Source organism: Shewanella sp. W3-18-1 (genome assembly GCF_000015185.1).
Taxonomy (GTDB): Bacteria; Pseudomonadota; Gammaproteobacteria; order Enterobacterales; family Shewanellaceae; genus Shewanella; species Shewanella putrefaciens.
In genome coordinates this window covers 2,568,548-2,584,831 of sequence record NC_008750.1, presented here as the reverse complement: position 1 = coordinate 2,584,831, position 16,284 = coordinate 2,568,548, and the positions used below count along the sequence as shown (strand labels likewise).

At 43.3% G+C, this 16,284-nt stretch carries 14 protein-coding genes and 1 pseudogene; 9 read left to right on the top strand and 6 right to left on the bottom strand.

Annotated elements, in window-relative coordinates; all coding sequences use genetic code 11:
- Window positions 1-20: 20 nt before the first annotated feature.
- Window positions 21-2,468, bottom strand: a complete 2,448-nt coding sequence (fadE, locus tag SPUTW3181_RS11635) for an acyl-CoA dehydrogenase FadE (RefSeq protein ID WP_011789524.1) — start codon at window positions 2,466-2,468, stop codon at window positions 21-23.
- A gap of 243 nt (window positions 2,469-2,711) precedes the next feature.
- Between fadE and SPUTW3181_RS11630 the strand changes: the two genes are divergently transcribed.
- Complete coding sequence (locus SPUTW3181_RS11630; RefSeq protein ID WP_011789523.1) at window positions 2,712-3,491, top strand: class II glutamine amidotransferase; 780 nt, start codon at window positions 2,712-2,714, stop codon at window positions 3,489-3,491.
- A 164-nt stretch (window positions 3,492-3,655) separates the two neighbouring features.
- Here the strand turns inward: SPUTW3181_RS11630 and SPUTW3181_RS11625 are convergent, their stop codons facing one another.
- Window positions 3,656-4,462 carry a DUF3108 domain-containing protein gene (locus tag SPUTW3181_RS11625; protein WP_082785958.1) on the bottom strand — a complete coding sequence of 269 codons (807 nt, stop codon included), beginning with the start codon at window positions 4,460-4,462 and terminating at the stop codon, window positions 3,656-3,658.
- Window positions 4,463-4,653: 191 nt separating this feature from the next.
- Entirely contained in the window at window positions 4,654-5,079 is a 426-nt protein-coding gene (locus tag SPUTW3181_RS11620; RefSeq protein WP_011789521.1) for an MGMT family protein, read from the bottom strand.
- A gap of 268 nt (window positions 5,080-5,347) precedes the next feature.
- Between SPUTW3181_RS11620 and def the strand changes: the two genes are divergently transcribed.
- The 6 genes and pseudogenes from def to SPUTW3181_RS11595 all read left to right on the top strand — a co-directional run bounded on the left by def (window position 5,348) and on the right by SPUTW3181_RS11595 (window position 11,450).
- The gene (def, locus tag SPUTW3181_RS11615) at window positions 5,348-5,839 is read left to right on the top strand and encodes a peptide deformylase (RefSeq protein WP_011789520.1); all 492 of its coding nucleotides are present in this window, start codon (window positions 5,348-5,350) and stop codon (window positions 5,837-5,839) included.
- A 230-nt stretch (window positions 5,840-6,069) separates the two neighbouring features.
- Window positions 6,070-6,915: a rhombotarget lipoprotein gene (rhlP, locus tag SPUTW3181_RS11610; protein WP_011789519.1), complete on the top strand. Its 846-nt coding sequence runs from the start codon at window positions 6,070-6,072 to the stop codon at window positions 6,913-6,915.
- A gap of 143 nt (window positions 6,916-7,058) precedes the next feature.
- Window positions 7,059-7,499: a DUF4274 domain-containing protein gene (locus tag SPUTW3181_RS11605; protein WP_011789518.1), complete on the top strand. Its 441-nt coding sequence runs from the start codon at window positions 7,059-7,061 to the stop codon at window positions 7,497-7,499.
- Window positions 7,496-7,690, top strand: a pseudogene (locus tag SPUTW3181_RS22140) (hypothetical protein); the annotation flags it as partial. The gene SPUTW3181_RS11605 and the pseudogene SPUTW3181_RS22140, both read left to right, overlap by 4 nt.
- A 158-nt stretch (window positions 7,691-7,848) precedes the next feature.
- A complete protein-coding gene (locus SPUTW3181_RS11600; protein ID WP_011789517.1) occupies window positions 7,849-9,063 on the top strand; it encodes an RsmB/NOP family class I SAM-dependent RNA methyltransferase in 1,215 nt (404 codons plus the stop codon).
- A gap of 137 nt (window positions 9,064-9,200) precedes the next feature.
- Entirely contained in the window at window positions 9,201-11,450 is a 2,250-nt protein-coding gene (locus tag SPUTW3181_RS11595; protein WP_011789516.1) for an EAL domain-containing protein, read from the top strand.
- A 90-nt stretch (window positions 11,451-11,540) separates the two neighbouring features.
- On the opposite strand, the gene SPUTW3181_RS11590 is transcribed toward SPUTW3181_RS11595, so the two are convergent.
- Window positions 11,541-12,554, bottom strand: coding sequence for a D-alanine--D-alanine ligase (locus SPUTW3181_RS11590; RefSeq protein WP_011789515.1), 1,014 nt, complete (start codon window positions 12,552-12,554; stop codon window positions 11,541-11,543).
- Window positions 12,555-12,846: 292 nt separating this feature from the next.
- On the opposite strand from SPUTW3181_RS11590, the gene SPUTW3181_RS11585 reads away from it, so the two are divergent.
- Window positions 12,847-13,632 carry a substrate-binding periplasmic protein gene (locus SPUTW3181_RS11585; protein WP_011789514.1) on the top strand — a complete coding sequence of 262 codons (786 nt, stop codon included), beginning with the start codon at window positions 12,847-12,849 and terminating at the stop codon, window positions 13,630-13,632.
- 137 nt (window positions 13,633-13,769) lie between these two features.
- Here SPUTW3181_RS11585 and asnS read toward each other — a convergent pair whose 3' ends face one another.
- Entirely contained in the window at window positions 13,770-15,170 is a 1,401-nt protein-coding gene (gene asnS, locus SPUTW3181_RS11580; RefSeq protein ID WP_011789513.1) for an asparagine--tRNA ligase, read from the bottom strand.
- A 150-nt stretch (window positions 15,171-15,320) separates the two neighbouring features.
- Here asnS and SPUTW3181_RS11575 point away from each other — a divergent pair, with 150 nt between their 5' ends.
- Window positions 15,321-15,656, top strand: a complete 336-nt coding sequence (locus SPUTW3181_RS11575; protein ID WP_011789512.1) for a hypothetical protein — start codon at window positions 15,321-15,323, stop codon at window positions 15,654-15,656.
- 20 nt (window positions 15,657-15,676) lie between these two features.
- Here SPUTW3181_RS11575 and SPUTW3181_RS11570 read toward each other — a convergent pair whose 3' ends face one another.
- Window positions 15,677-16,261: a CoA pyrophosphatase gene (locus tag SPUTW3181_RS11570; RefSeq protein WP_011789511.1), complete on the bottom strand. Its 585-nt coding sequence runs from the start codon at window positions 16,259-16,261 to the stop codon at window positions 15,677-15,679.
- Between the last annotated feature and the right edge of the window lie 23 nt (window positions 16,262-16,284).

Genomic DNA, 16,284 nt, shown 5'->3' with positions numbered 1-16,284 from the left:
TAACCAATCCTATGTGGTTATTAGGCTGCGCGCTCTTGTGAAGTAGCAGAAACTACTTCTGGACGCAGTTCTGCTGGGTCAAAGTCATCCACATTGATTGACTTCATGCGGCCAATCTCGGCTCTTTCCAACAGTTGTATTTCGCTATCGCTCAATACCCCTAAGGCTTTGCCTTCAGCGGCCACTTTATCTAACCACATAAAGGGTAGACGTTTACCACTGGCTTTACAGACTTTGTCAAATAAAGGTTCGGCAGCCAGAATATCCTTAAGCGTTTGCTCTTGAATACCTACAGCATTGTGCTCCGAGTTAGTCCAGAACTGGCCTTTACCTAAACGGTCACGACTTTCACAGGGTGTTTGCATGATCTTAGCGACTTTATGATCTAACACATCGCTTGGGCGTTTCAGTGGACGACCGAATGGGAACATCACCACACGTAATACGCCGCCAAGACCCATAGGGAAGTTATCCAGTAAATCGTCTAAAGATGCTTGTAGCTTGTATAGTGCATCTTCAACGGCCCATTGTACTAATGGCAAGTCGTCGGTTTGACGGCCTTCATCTTCATAGCGTTTCAGTGTGGCTGATGCCAGATACAGTTGACTTAATAAGTCACCTAAACGGGCAGAGATACGTTCTTTACGTTTAAGGTTACCACCCAACGTTGCCATGGCTAAGTCAGAGAGTAGGGCAAGGTTGGCACTGAAACGATTCATATGTTGATAATAACGCTTGGTTTTATCTGAGTAAGGCGCGTTTGAGAAACGGCTCGATGTCAGACCTAACCAGAAGCTACGAACAAAATTACTGGTCGCAAAACCAATATGACCGAAAATTGCCGCATCGAAATTGGCTAAACCTTGACCCGACTGGGTATCAAACGCGGATTCCATTTCGGCAAGCACGTACGGATGGCAACGGATCGCGCCTTGGCCGTAGATGATCATCGAACGGGTGAGGATGTTTGCACCTTCAACAGTAATCGCGATAGGCGCAGCTTGGTAACCACGGCCTAAATAGTTATTCGGGCCAAGACATACGCCTTTACCGCCATGAATGTCCATGGCATCGATGATGCATTTCTGCATTCTATCGGTTAAGTGGTATTTCACTATTGCAGAGATAACCGATGGTTTTTCTCCTAAATCAATACCTGTCGTTGTTAGCGAAGTGACCGCATCCATTAGGTAGGCGTTGCCACCGATGCGAGCCATTGGCTCTTCAATGCCTTCTAACTTACCAATGGGCAGTTTGAATTGACGACGAATGCGCGCATAGGCACCCGTTGCCAGTGCTGCGGTTTTCACGCCACCCGCTGAGTTTGATGGCAGCGTGATACCACGACCCACTGATAAACATTCCACCAGCATGCGCCAGCCTTGACCAGCCATTTTCGGGCCGCCAATGATGAAGCTTAATGGCACGAATACTTCGTTGCCGCGAGTCGGACCGTTTTGGAACATACAGTTGAGCGGGAAGTGACGACGACCCGTTTCAACACCTTCAACATCGGTTGGGATCAGTGCGCAGGTAATGCCGAGCTCTTCTTTATCACCAAGTAGATGATCAGGATCGCGCAGTTTGAAGGCTAAACCTAATACAGTGGCAACCGGTGCTAAGGTGATATAGCGTTTGTTCCAGGTTAACTTCATCCCCAGAACTTCTTCGCCTTCCCATTGACCTTTACACACGATACCAAAATCAGGAATCGAGCCTGCATCGCTACCGGCTTCTGGGCTGGTCAGAGCGAAACAAGGGACTTCTAACCCTTTGGCTAAACGCGGTAAATAATGGTTTTGTTGCTCTGGCGTGCCGTAATGTTGCAATAGTTCACCAGGGCCTAAAGAGTTCGGTACACCAACAGTTGAAGCTAACTCACTGCTGACGCCTGCTAGTTTTTGCAACACACGGGATTGTGCATAGGCTGAATACTCTAAACCGCCGTATTTTTTCTTGATGATCATAGCAAAGAAGCCATGATCTTTGAGGTATTGCCATACTTCTGCAGGTAAGTCAGCGAGTTGGTGTGATACCTGGTGTTGGTTTACCATGCGGCACACTTCTTCTACTGGGCCATCGAGGAAGGCTTGCTCATCTGCACTTAAACGCGCAACTGGGTAGTTATGGAGTTTTTTCCAGTTCGGGTTACCTGAAAACAGATCGGCTTCCCACCAAGTGGTACCGGCTTCAATCGCTTCTTTTTCGGTAGAAGACATTTCAGGCATGATGCCACGATATATCTTCATCAGTGGGCGACTGATTACATTTTGTCTAAATGCACTGATGTTAAGTGGCAAGGCAATCACAAGGAAAACGATCCAAGAGATAGGGCCGACAACATCGAGTGTCCATCCTGCTGTCATCACAACAGCGGCTGCGATAGTGGCAGTGAGCAAAGATACCCGAAGGTAAGCTAGGGCTCCTAACACTAAGATCATAGCGATGATCCAAAGTAGGGTAGTCACTGTAATTCTCCTTAAGTATGACCGAGTGCCAACCACAGGTCATAGCGAGTTTTATTGATGGCGATCACAATTATAGTTTGTGGTCAGACCTGTGTCGCATAAAAGTTAAACCTAAGAGAATTTTAATACAAGCATTTTTCAAACAATTGTTTAAATTTTTTGTCAGCTCTGATCATTCCACAAATGTCATCAACTAGTTACAATGCAAAACCGTAGAGAGTTGAGAGCAAATAGGCGAGAGATATGTGTGAATTACTGGCGATGAGTGCCAATGTGCCGACCGATATTGTGTTTAGTTTTACGGGATTAGCACAACGTGGTGGGGTAACGGGGCCCCATGTTGACGGTTGGGGTATTACTTTTTACGAAGGGAAAGGTAGCCGCACTTTTAAGGATGCTTGCCCGAGCAGTGAATCCCATATTGCAAAATTGATCCAATCTTACCCCATTAAGAGTGAAGTGGTGATAAGCCATATTCGCCAAGCCAATCGCGGTTGTGTGTCTTTGGAAAACACGCACCCTTTTACCCGCGAACTATGGGGGTGTTATTGGACTTATGCTCATAATGGTCAATTGACGGATTATCAGGATATGTTTCAAGTCTCGCGCTATCAGAGCGTGGGCGATACCGACAGCGAACTCGCTTTCTGCTGGATTTTAGAACAAGTTGCCCAAAAGTTTGGTGATGCTAAACCCCAAGATATGCTGGCAGTATTTCATTTTGTTGCGACTCTAGCCGAACAAATTCGAACCTTAGGCGTGTTTAATATGATCTTAAGCGATGGTGAGTATTTGATGAGCTATTGCAGCAACAACTTGTGCTATATCACGCGCCGCGCGCCGTTTGGCAAAGCGAAACTTATTGATACCGATGTGGTGATTGATTTTGATAAAGAAACAACCCCCCATGATGTCGTGACAGTGATTGCCACTCGGCCATTAACTGAAAATGAGAACTGGCATGTGATGCAGTCTGGCGATTGGAAGTTATTTCGATTCGGTGAGTTATTGGTTGATTGCTAATGTTGCCAAGTGTTTTATCTTACATGGTTACAGTTCAGCGATTATCTGCAATAACGCACTGTTTATTTTAAGTTATTCGCATAATGAGGGTGACAAACTCCGCATTAACAATACTGAGTTTGTCACTATAGAATTAACCCAATTTTTGCAATTGAGATAAACCGTTAGTTTTCAGTCGTCCCTTTGTCAGTTGTCCCTAAGAGTTTTGGTGCTGCTTGTGGTGTAAGTGTTTCGGTTGGTTCGGGTGTAACAGCTTGTTGTTCATCGAAATGATATTTGAGTAATTTAATATCAAGCTGCTTACTGCCTTTTTCAAAATGAGATAAACGAACAGGAAGATAAGCTAAGTCAGGTGCCATCCAAAAAAAAGTTTGACGCTTTTTATTATCGCGTACAACTTCGATTTTTACCGTGTCATAACTGCCACTTTCTATTGTCATTCGCTCTTTACCTATGACATGAAATTGATAGTCATCCACCTCGTTGTCCTTGATCATTTTATAATCGAGCACTTCTTTGCCTGTACTGATATCCAATCTGAATTGCAGTTGTACCATTAGGGGATCGAATATTTCGTCCTCATAGGGAAACTTACCTTTCTCGTCTTTATATCGGGTATGGATAAATCCTTGTGCTTTAGCAAAGGCGGTTTGCTCAGTGTAATTAGGGCCAACACCTTTACGTTGGTGTAAATAGCGTAGTGGAGTCAGCTTTCCTTCCTCTTGGGTAAATTCACTCAGTACATGGCGGACATCGGTCAGTAGCAAAAGGCTAAGATCGCTATCAAAACGATACTTAAATACGCCGTTTTCTGCACTGGGGAGTACGTATTTGGCTTTGCCTAATTGAATATCACCATAATTGACCTGATATTCAGCAGTTTGTGGGGTGAGTGGCGTAGGCGGTGCCATGGCAAATACACTGTGGGAGAGTGCGGAAATGCTCATTAATAATGCTGTTATGGTGCGCAAATAATGCTCCTTATGTCGCAGGTTTTCACCTTGTATGACGGCGCTAACATGTGCCGCAGTGGATAAAAAAGTGTCGAGTCGCATCTTACTTACACAGTTTTCATTGTTAAAAAGATAGCATTTATTGCGTTAACTTAGGTTATAACCGAGGGATTAACCTATGTAACCAGATGATAGTTCAGTAGATTAAACTAAAATGGCATCGACATCACTAAGGTTGCTAGATCGGGACGCCACTCAAACTCAGACAAGTTAACTTTGCCTCGGTTCACTACTATTCCTTCAATTCGTAATAATTCCATCTGTTCTTGAAACGCGGATGAGTTTTGTTCGAAGGATATTTTGCCATGGCTATTGAGTACTCTATGCCAAGGCAGTGATAACTGCTCTGGTGCTAGTTTAAGCGCTTTGGATACATAACGTGCTCGCCCTGGTAAGCCTGCAAGATCAGCGATTTTACCATAGCTGCTGATCTTTCCCTCTGGGATCATACCAACAATATGCCAAATTCTCGCCATAGGGGACGACACTACTTGCATAGGTATCGTGTCTAAAATCTTTTCATCTAGTTTCAGATAGGGGTAGTGCACAGATTTATCTTTAGAAAACGGCGACATGAACAAGTGCCCTTATTAAGATTTCATACCTGCTAAAGTGTTAGGTTAGCCAGTTTAACGCTAAATAGCTCAGTTGCGAAATCTTGCTGTTAGCTCGTATGAGTCATTTTAGGGACGCTTAACTTGATTTTTAAGGTGGCTTGAGTATATCTACTAACTCGATTGTAATCTTGGCGATTAAACTATTTTTGCTTGAAATATTGTGTAAATAGTCAAATAGTCCATAATAGCGCCAATTTTTTTGACTCGATGAGAGAAGATAACTGGCATGGCTGTACTCGATATTCTAACCATTCCCGATGAGCGCCTTAAACGTAAAGCGCAACCTGTAAAAGATATTGAAGCTGTTCAGGGATTTATCGATGATTTAATCGAAACCATGTATCACACGGACGATGGTATTGGTTTAGCAGCAACTCAAGTCGGCAGTACAGATGCAATTATCGTGATCGATTTATCTGACGGTCGCGACCAGCCTTTAGTGCTGATTAATCCTGAGATTGTTGAAAAGTCAGGTGAGTTCGTTGGTGAAGAAGGTTGTCTGTCTATCCCAGGTTATCGCGCTAAAGTGTCACGTTTTGAAAAAGTTAAAGTGACCGCCTTAGACAGAACGGGCAAAGCTATCGAAATCGAAACCGATGAGTTTTTAGCCATAGTGTTGCAGCATGAAATCGACCATTTGCATGGCAAAGTATTTATCGAACATTTATCCATGCTAAAACAACAAATCGCCCTTAAAAAAGTGCGTAAATACGCTTAACTTTTGACTTAAGTTGTATTTTACAGAATGGTTGTACCTATTGACTAGCCGCATTTATAGTGCGGCTTTTTTGTATTTAAAATCTAGTCAAAGAAGATTAATACTGTGATATGTGAACATAACAGCTTGTTTTTACTCTGATGAGTGGATAAGGTAACCCAAAATCTGCATTAGTTGTAGGTTCAGTTTTCATCATTAACAGCAAGAGTATGGATACGGTAGGGAAACAAATGAAATTTAAGGTAATAGCCTGTGGCATAGCCTCATTCGCAATGCTTTCACTGAGTGGCTGTAGTGCATTTTTTAACGGTAATACCACGGAGAAAAATGCGGTATCGAGTAGCTTAGTCGAATATTTATACCCTGATGAGAAGAGTCGCCAAGCCCAGCAGCCATCCTTACCTGTGCTACGTTTACCGATTACCGTCGGCATCGCTTTTTTGCCATCATCCCATTGGCAACATGATGCAATTGATAGCCGAACTCAGATGGCCTTACTTGATAAAGTTAAAAAATCCTTTGTCAAATATGACTATATCGATCGTATCGAAGTGATCCCAAGTACCTATCTTAAAAATGGTAAAGGTTTTGAAACCTTGCAGCAGGTTGCGCGTTTGCATGATGTCGATGTGATGGCATTGGTGTCTTACGATCAATTGATGCAAAGCCACGAGAACAAATCCGCCATTCTTTATTGGACGATTGTGGGCATGTATTTAATCCCTGGCAATGAAAATGCGATTCAAACCTTTGTTGATACCGCCGTTTTCGATATGCGTAGCCAGAAGATGTTATTTAGGGCGCCAGGTATTAATCAGTTAACTGAAAGTTCAACCGCTGTTGGCGTAACGACAACCTTAAGAGAAAAATCCTACGAGGGCTTTGATCTTGCGGTAAACGACATGATAGTCAATTTAGATGACGAGCTTGCCCGTTTTAAAACTCGGGTTAAGGAAGAGCACGTCGCCACCATAGAACATAAACAAGGTTATAGCGGCGGTGGCAGCTTATCGCTATTGATACTTTCATTACTGGGGATTTTTGCGATGCGCCGTTTAACCATCTGCCGAGAATAGTTGAACCCATTTATCAGGGGGGAGGTGAATGAAAAGGAGTTTCAATGTTTTGGATATTTCTACTTCGGGCTTTGTATTAAGTTCTTATCACTCCTTTACCCTATGTTAAATGGGCTGATTGAAACATTAAGGACTTAAATATAATGACAGAAATTATTGATAGAATTGTTTATTACATCGAGGATGTTGAAGAGGCGGTAAACCTTGTAAAAACTATCTCGTCAGCACATGAATTGTATTCCTTATTGAACCATTATAATTGGGATGATGGTAATGAGATTCCTATTGCAATTGCGGATCATCCATTATGCGAGTTAGCCATTGCCATAAAGCTATTTTGGCTTGCTGAAGCGATGGATTGGTTAGAAATGAATGAGCTAAATGAATTAATTCCAACAAATGAGGTAATAGAACCTTATCAACAGGAACATTATGATTTCGCGGTCATGCTGACTAAGCGAATTTTAAGCGGTTATTATCAGGTGAAAACAGTTTCTCATACTGAAAAAATAACAAAGACGGCGCAATATTTTCTTAAGAAGCGTGGGGTGCCTGAGATTTTGTATCAACCTATTGTGGTATGAGTGTTGAGTGTAGAGATATACGATGTTGTAGTCGGGTGGTTAGGCGTGCCTATTTATGTGTGAAGCCCCCTTTTTTAGGTAACAACTAGGACCATAGACACGAGTGGGTAGAGCCACAAATGCTTAAACCGGCTCAGGTTTTTGCTATTGATGTCGTTGTTTATGCGGTGATGAGCAACCATCCGCATCTTAGCGGCCTAGCTTGTCGTTATCGCCGTGACCGCAAGTGACAATATGCCAATGTGGGTGATTTTTTATGGCTTTAGCCTTAACTCGGTACTAGCATGCTTGCGTATTCGGGCTTGACCTCCTATGATCCTCCGGTTTTATCATTCACGGTAACCTTTAAATGTTGAATTCTCCGCTTTCTGCCAGCTCTAACGAATTAGTGATCAGTATCTTAACTATGGTGTTGAGCCAAGGAAAACCCTTAGATCGAGCCTATTCTCAGCATTTTTCTGGGTTGCAATTGGTGCCAGCTGAACAAGCGCGTATTGCGCTGGTGACGGGGGATATTCTTAGGCGCTTAAATCTGTACTGTTATTTGGCTGAAATCAGTCCTGATGAAATGGAACGATATGGCTCCAAGCTACTCAATGCTTGGCATTTATTCCATGACTTACCATTACCTAAGATGCAATATTCCTTACCCGTGGATGAACAACGTCTGGCTGAGCGTATTGAGCAAGCAAAAACTCAACTTGTGCTTTGGGATGGTTGTCCAGAATGGCTTGATACCATGGGCCGTGAGCAACTTGGTAAATCTTGGGAAAAGGAGCGCGCAGCCTTAAGCACTGCGCCTAAGCGTTTTTTACGCGCTAACGGCCTCAAGGTTACCCGTGATGAGTTAATGGCAAAACTTGCTGCAGAATATGTGAGTACGCTACCCGTTGATACAGTTAATTCTGCGTTAGAAGTCACCTCAGATTCTGCATTATTTCGCACCCAGAGTTTTAAAGAGGGGTTGTTTGAGCAGCAGGATGCGGGTTCTCAGCGCGTGGCCGCTGCACTGGATGCAAAACCGGGTATGAAAGTCATCGATGCTTGTGCGGGCGCGGGCGGTAAGACCTTACACATCGCCGCACAAATGCAGGGCAAAGGGCGCCTATTAGCTATGGATGTGGAGCAATGGAAACTCGATAAGCTCAAAGAGCGTGCCCGTCGTAATGGGGCTTATAATGTTGAAACGCGCTTAATTGCTAGTAGTAAAACCATTAAGCGTCTTAAACTCAGTGCCGATCGTGTGTTGCTCGACGTTCCTTGTTCGGGTCTTGGAGTACTGAAGCGTAACCCTGATGCAAAATGGCGTGATACCGCAGAGCGTTTACCCGTTCTGATGGAACTGCAAAAACATATTTTGAACAGTTACAGCCGTATGGTGAAAGTGGGCGGGATCCTTGTATACGCCACTTGTTCTATTTTTCCGTGCGAGAACCGTGGTCAAGTGGATGCATTTTTGGCGGAAAATCCAAACTTTCGTCTGATAGAAGATGAAACGATAAGCCCTGCCGATACAGGTTTTGATGGTTTTTATCTTGCGAAAATTGAACGAATTCAAGAATAAACACCTTTCAATACTGCTCTAAAGCACTTTTAGTCTATTTAAGGCTGAGTTGCTTTGGGGCACCTTAGTGCCTAGAATTCTTCTGAGTTTATAATGTTTTTACTTGAGCCTAACAGTATTGCACGGCGAAGGAAGATATGGACGAAGGCACTAATGTTATGGGACGACTTTTCGAATCCTCACTTAAACTAGATCACGATGTTAGCTTAGATTGCTATAGCGGCATTTTATCTATGTTGTTAAATGGTGCGCCTCTAGGTGAGATTCTTCACGCGCTCGTCCTTAAAATTGAAGCTCAAAAAATAGGGACAAAGGCTTCCGTCCTACTGTTGAGTGATGATGGTAAACGGTTACTTTTTGGTGCAGCCCCCCACTTGCCAGATAACTATAACCAAGCAATTCATGGCATTGAAATTGGCCCAGACGTAGGCTCCTGTGGTACTGCGGCCTACTTGGGGGAACGTGTTATTGTTGAAGATATCGCGCACCATCCATTTTGGGAAAAGTTTAAAGCAATTCCTCTCAGTGCGGGCCTTAAATCCTGTTGGTCTGAACCCATCAAAGATAATCATGGGAAAGTACTCGGGACTTTCGCCATGTATTATGACGTCATAAAATCACCTATGCCGCAGGATTTAACCTTGATATCGGAAGCCGCAAGATTGGCGAGCCTTGCGATTGAACGTAGCCGTTCGATGGAGTTTCAGCGTTTAGCGGTGAAAATATTTGATCGCTTGCCTTTAGCACTTGTGATCACCAATTCCCTCGATGCCGTGTTATATGCAAATGCAGCATTTAAGCAAATAGTACAACCACAAACAGTAGAATCATCTAATTTTCACCCAAAAACCTTTTTGTCTCAGTCAGAACCCCATGAACTTGATATGCTTTTTCAGCACCTATCTGCAGGGAAAATGTGGCAAGGGGAATTAGTTGGACTTAGGGGAAATGGTGAAACCTTCTACCTTGATCTTACTGTAACGGTATTTCGTGAGCCTCACAGCAATTACAATGGCTTCGCTTGGTTATTTTCCGATATCAGTGAACGTAAAAAAGCCGCACAACTAATTAAGTATCAAGCGAATAATGATTCACTCACAGGGCTTGCAAATCGTAATGCCCTCTTTAGACAAATCCAAACCTTAATCACTTCTGACTGTTTAACGCCGGGCTTTAGTTTTATGCTGATGGACTTAGATAACTTTAAGCAAGTCAATGACACCTATGGGCACGATAAGGGCGATATGTTGTTGTTACAGGTTGTTGGACAGATAAAAACCTGTTTAGACAGCAGTATAATGTTTGCGCGTTTAGGTGGTGATGAGTTTGCCTTACTGTTACCCGGGGTTGTTACACAAAAAGCACTCTCACAATTGGCCGAAAAAATCATTAAAAATGTCTATCGGCGTTATGAGCTATCAAAGGATAAAGGCGTTTACAGTTCGGTTAGTATCGGGATTGCACGTTTCCCTGAGGATGCACTTAATTTGGAGCAATTGCTTAATTGTGCTGATCAAGCCATGTATATCTCCAAGGCGAATGGGCGCAATCGGTATCATTTCTTTACTGAGCAAATGCAGCAGAATGCCGAACGAATAGCGAATTTACATACATTGCTAAAGCAAGCCTTAGATCAACAAGCCTTTGAGCTCTATTATCAGCCAATCGTTAATGCGACAACGGGGTTGATCGTGCGTGCAGAGGTACTATTACGCTGGCAACATGAAGGCCAGTTTATTGCTCCAGATGAGTTTATTCCCATCGCTGAAAATAGTGGATTGATTGTTGATATCGGTCGAAATGTCCGCCGATGTGCGATGGAAACGATTAAGGAGATGCAAGACCATGGTTGGGGTATTAGCTTAGCGGTGAATGTGTCTACTTTTGAGTTCTGGTCCCATGAGTTGCAGGATGCATTTTGTGACTCTTTTGCTGACATAATTGAAGAATTAGGCTTAGTTGATTTTCCCTATGAATTGATCACGCTGGAAATTACCGAATCCTTATTGATGAAACAACATGTACATTTAATCAAAGTGCTCAATGAACTGCGTGCTCGAGGTGTGAAAATATCCTTAGATGACTTTGGTACTGGTTATTCCTCTTTATCTTATTTAGCGAATTTTCCCATAGATCAAATTAAGATAGATAAAAGCTTTATCGATAGATTAGCAGAAGGCGAACGCCACGAGGCTCTGGTTGAGGCCATAGTGCGCTTAAGTCATGCATTAAATTTGAGTGTGACTGCTGAAGGGGTAGAAACAGAGGCTCAGTTGAAGTTTGTGATGGCAAATGACATTCAAGAAATTCAAGGTTACCTCTATTATCAACCTATGCCTAAGGCCGCATTTTTTGAATTATTGGCTAAGCAAGCTAAGCCACATTAGTGTGTTCGCATTTATGTGTAACTAAACTGCATGACAACATCAAAAAGAGCGCCATTGGCGCTCTTTCACATAACCTACAATAAAACGGATTTAATCCTTTGCCGATAACTGGTTGTTGATCACTAGGCTTAAATATTCGGTAAAGTCGTGGCCGTGGTTTTGCAACATTTTAGGGAACATTGAAATCGGTGTCGAACCAGGGAATGTGTTGATTTCGTTGAGCAAAATTTCATTTTCAGCGGTTAAGAAAAAGTCGATACGTGACAGGTGACGCAGCTTCATCCCCTTAAATGCCTTGATAGCATAAGCACGGATCTGTTCACTGAGTTCTACAGAAACATCTTTTGCAACCACATCGGTGCGTGCCTTACTGCTTTTGGCGTATTTTTCATCAAAGGTGTAGAAGGTATTGGTATCACAGATAATTTCACCTGGCAGGGTTGCCACAATCTCACCATTGTATTCGTATACCGCGACTTCTAATTCACGGGCTTTAATGGTTTTTTCCACGACAACATAGGGTGCGTAGCCGAAGGCATCTTTGAGTACTTGTGCCACTTTGCTGCTGTCATCCACTTTATAGCAACCGACAGACGATCCTTGCGACGCGGCTTTAATAAAGATTGAACCCCAATTAGCCAAGGCAGTTTGTGCTTGGCTGATCGCCTCATCATCATATTGGTGTAGAAAAATGTAGGGAGTATTGGGGATCCCTAGGGCTGAAAACCACATTTTGGCGGTGATTTTATTAAAACAATTACTACTGGCTTCGGATTCACAGCCGAAGTAGGGCAGTTGGATAAGGTTGAAATAGGACTGGATATCACCTGTTTCGCCGGGATAACCATGGATGCAAGGAATAACATAGTCCACAGGCCAAGGCGCTTTAGTTTCATCGCGAAAACGGATTTCGCGATTATTCGTCAGTTCACACTCATCGCCTGCCGCGGTGCGATATTGACCCAATTTATCAAGTTCTACCCGTAACACGGAAAATTGATCGGATTTTGCCAATGAGGATTCAAAATAGTTAGCCGACATTAGTGAAATATCGTGTTCAGCACTTCCGCCGCCGCACAGCAAAAGTAAGTTAATTCTAGACATTGTCATTCCTCAATTGAGCAAGATCAGATGAGAGCCATGTGTTGGTCAATCATCCTATAAAATAGCCGTAGCCATCTTAGTTTTGTTATCCCTATGAGTGCAAGTTCTGCGGTATTGAACCTTAACCGAGTGGTGATTTTTAACGCATTAATCACTTGTGGTAAACCACATTGAGGTAAATATTCGGGCTGATGACAAGCTTAGACCTCCTTGCTAACTTAGATACGACTCAACGCAATGCTAAAAATGGTAACTATAATAAGTTTATTCATACGCAACATGATGCATCTGTATGTTTTTTAAGCGGCATTTAATTCTTCTCTTGCTAGTTAGTCTTACTGTGTATGGCGCTTTAGTTCCTACTTTTGCCACTGCCGAGCCTAAGGTTTTATACGCTCACTTTCGCCATCGACCTCCTGAAATGATCGTTGATGAACGTAATATGACAATGTCGAGCCCTTTAAAAGACATTATCGAGGAGGCTGCAGAGAAAATTGGTTATCGCATTCATTGGACGATTAGTCCTTTTGCTCGCAGTCTCCATGATTTACAAGTCGGTAAGGTTGATATTGTTCCGCGCACCATAAAAACCTCCGAGCGGGAAACCTTTATCCGTTTTCTTGGACCTGTGTCGACACAAACGAGGGATATTTTATTTTTGGTCAAAGCAGGTAAAGAGTCGAGCATTCAAGTTTATGAGGATTTATATAAATTAAGCGTGGGAGTCAAACGCCAAACCGTCTATTTTGAGCGTTTTAATGACGACACCGCCATCAATAAAATGGAGTCAATTGATGATGAAAATATGGCTAAGATGTTTATTAAAGGTCGTTTTGATACCATGATTATCCTCGACCGCGCCTCGATTGAATATCAACTCAATAGTCTTGGTTTCCATGATTTTAGCTATGCACAGTATCGGCAAATAAATAAAATTGACAACTATTTTGGGATGTCACGTAAGTCGGCTCATTTTGCTGCTTTTGAGTCATTGAATAGCGTCTTAATTGAAATGGTTCGCTCTGGACGAGTGAAAGCGATCTATGATTTTTATGGTTTATCGGCGGAGTTAGAGTAACTAATCTTGTAGGGTGCTTCATTACCTACGGTATTACTCATCAGGTTTTCAGGTTTTCAGGTGATTAGGATGACTTCAAACGCAATAAAAAACGCGCCGAAGCGCGTTTTAGTATTCACCAGTAATATCAAAGTGAATTAGAAGTTTGCTGTACGTGGTGCACGTGGGAAGGGGATCACATCACGGATGTTAGAGACGCCAGTCACATAAGACACTAAACGCTCAAAACCTAAACCAAAGCCCGCGTGTGGCACTGTGCCATAACGGCGAAGGTCACGATACCACCAGTAATCTTCTTTGTTCAGATCCATTTCGGCTAAACGCATATCCAGCACATCTAAACGTTCTTCACGTTGAGAACCCCCGATAATTTCACCAATGCCGGGTGCTAATACGTCCATTGCGGCAACGGTTTTGCCGTCTTCGTTTAAGCGCATATAGAAGGCTTTAATGTCCTTTGGATAGTTCTTCACCACAACTGGGGCTTTGAAATGTTCTTCGGCTAAATAACGCTCGTGCTCAGAAGAAAGGTCAATACCCCAAGAAACTGGGAATTCAAAGGTTTTGCCACATTTTTGCAGGATATCAACCGCATCGGTGTAGTCCACTTGGGCAAAATCACTCGACACAAAAGATTGTAAACGCTCGATAACCGTTTTATCTACGTGCTGTGCGAAGAATTGTAAATCATCCATACGCTCGGTTAATACGGCATTGAAGGCGTATTTCAGCATCGCTTCGGCAAGACCTGCGATATCGCTTAAGGTCGCGAAGGCAACTTCGGGTTCAACCATCCAAAACTCAGCTAAGTGACGGCTAGTATTGGAGTTTTCTGCTCTGAATGTTGGGCCAAAGGTATAAATTTTTGACAGTGCACAGGCGTAAGTTTCACCGTTTAATTGCCCTGATACAGTTAAGAAAGCCTCTTTACCGAAGAAATCCTTATCGTAATCGACTTTGCCTTCACTGGTGCGGGGCAGGTTTTCCATATCTAAAGTCGATACGCGGAACATTTCACCCGCGCCTTCGCAATCTGATGCAGTGATAAGTGGTGTAGAAACCCAAATAAAGCCTTCTTCGTGGTAGAAACGGTGAATCGCTTGGGATAAACAGTTACGAACGCGGGCAACAGCACCAATAATGTTAGTGCGTGGACGCAGGTGAGCGAGCTCACGAAGATGCTCAATCGAATGACGCTTAGCGGCCATTGGGTATGTGTCTGGATCATCAACCCAGCCAGTGACTTCAAGTTCAGTCACTTGTAGCTCAAATGCCTGGCCTGCGCCAGGAGATTCAACCACGTCGCCTGTCATTACGACAGAGCAGCCTGCAGTTAGCTTTAACACTTCGTTGTCGTAATTTTCGAGGCTATTGGGCACGACACCTTGGATCGGATTAAAGCAGGAACCGTCATAGACAGCTAAAAAAGAAATACCGGCTTTAGAATCACGACGAGTTCTGACCCAGCCACGTACTGTGACTTTAGAACCGACCGCGTGCTCACCTTTAAATACAGAAGCGACAGATGCAATGCTCATTGTTGCTTAGTTCTCCAACGAAACGTTTTATATGAAAATTTTGGAGGTTTATATTACCTTGCTGGTGGCTTTTCTCAAGCTGAAAAAGGTATCCTGAGGTTAATATTGCTAATATTTAGCGATATAGTGACTCAAACGGCAGGAGGCGATATGAGTAAAGTGAGAACATTTCAGATTATCCTCGCAACATTGTCCATTTTAGGCTGGATATTCGCCGTATACGCATTATTGGTTTTTGGCGAGGCAAGGCCCGATCGCGAGGTAGGGACTTATCTTAGCCGTGGTGCGGTGTTACGGGCTGAATGGGATCCCCATAGAACGCAATTGCTAGAATATTTAATTTGGACCTGCGGTGGGATCAGCCTTTTGAGTTTAGCGGTTAACTATTATGTCGCCCAACACAGTAAATTAGGCTATTGGTTCAACATTCCGCTATTACTGCTCACCTCGATTGTCGCTGGCTTATATATTCGCTTTGTCATTTAACTTTTTGTTATTTAGCGGGGCTAAATTTGCGAAGGGATACTTAAATGGCGGCAGAGATGATCAATGATTGCTGCCGTTGCTCCCCATATAAATCGCTGTTGGTAGGGGATAAAATGCACATTGTAATAACGGCCTTGACGTAAAAAACGTTTCTGGTGACGATGGGTTGGTTCAATAAAAAAACTTAACGGTACAGAGAAACAATCGGCAACTTCACCGGGATCGAGTTTCATCACAAATGCTTGCTTGACGATACCTATCACTGGGGTGATTTCAAATCCAGTAAAGGTATTGTGAGCAGGAAAAGTGCCTACAACATCCACATTGTGCCGTAACAGGCCGATTTCCTCTTCGGCTTCTCTTAGTGCAGCAGCAATTGCATTCGTATCACTTGGTTCAATTTTACCGCCAGGAAAACTAATTTGCCCTGGGTGGGCACGCAGATGCATAGGTCTTTGGGTTAAGATCAAACTCAGTTCACCTGCAATGTCTTGAACAGGGAGCAATACCGCCGCTTTGCGTAATCCAAGGTGAGGGAAAGCAGCCGGATCTTGCCGAGCTAAAGGATGTAGATTAAATCTCAATCTAAATTCAGCTTGATCCATCGAAGTTCTCGTTTATCCAGTAT